Here is an 831-nt window from a genome sequence, read left to right on the forward strand (position 1 = left end):
GGGTATCGGTCATTTAATTGCCATTGGGCAGGAGTGCTTTTCAAGTCACTCCTGCGGATAACAAACGGATTTCGTGCCGCTATTTTGCGTGCAGCCACGCACGGCCTTTTTCTGTCAGCCCACCTTTGGCGATAGTCAGGAATGCAGTGCTGGCTTCGGTGGCTTCCACCTTGACCTTGAACCGCATCAACTCATCACGCCGGAAAGCATGAATCTCCATGACCTCGCCGGGCAGGAAACCCGACAGCAGATTATCAATATTGCCGGTGGTGGCCTGCAGGCCATCCACGGCGATAATCACATCACCAGCGGATAGCCCCGCCGCCATGGCGGCCCCTTGCTCAAACGCCACCGCGATTTTCGCCCCCATGGTATCCGGCACCAACCTGGCGCCCAGATGGGGAATGCCATCCTTGCCTGCTTTGCCGCCGTTATCCCCGTGGCCGGCAGCACTACGCCAGTGCAATTCCACCCCACGTTCTGCCAACAATTCAGCCAGCGGCAAATCCTCTGTGCTGTACAGGGCCTGGTTGAAAAAATCGCTCATATCGCAACCGGCGATTTCTTCTGCCAGCGGCTGAATACCCTGCTCCGGCACGCCCTCACCGGTCTGCCCGTAGCGCTGCCACAGCACTCGCATCAGGTCATCCAGAGTCTTTGCCTCACCGGTCAGGTTACGCAGTGTCAAATCCAGCGCCAGCGCCACCAGTGAGCCCTTGGTGTAGTAGCTGACAATGGCATTAGGCGCATTTTCATCCTGTTTGTAGAAGCGGGTCCAGGCATCAAAGCTGGATTCCGTCACCGTTTGTTTATGGCGACCCTGCCCCCGGT

Annotated in this window: 1 protein-coding gene; it reads right to left on the reverse strand. The window is 57.6% G+C overall.

What is annotated here, in order from left to right; all coding sequences use genetic code 11:
- Positions 1-79: 79 nt before the first annotated feature.
- On the reverse strand, positions 80-831 hold a 752-nt coding region (locus tag A3730_RS27925; RefSeq protein ID WP_156501417.1), incomplete at its 5' end, for a PDZ domain-containing protein.

It is taken from the genome of Alcanivorax sp. HI0044, assembly GCF_001634945.1.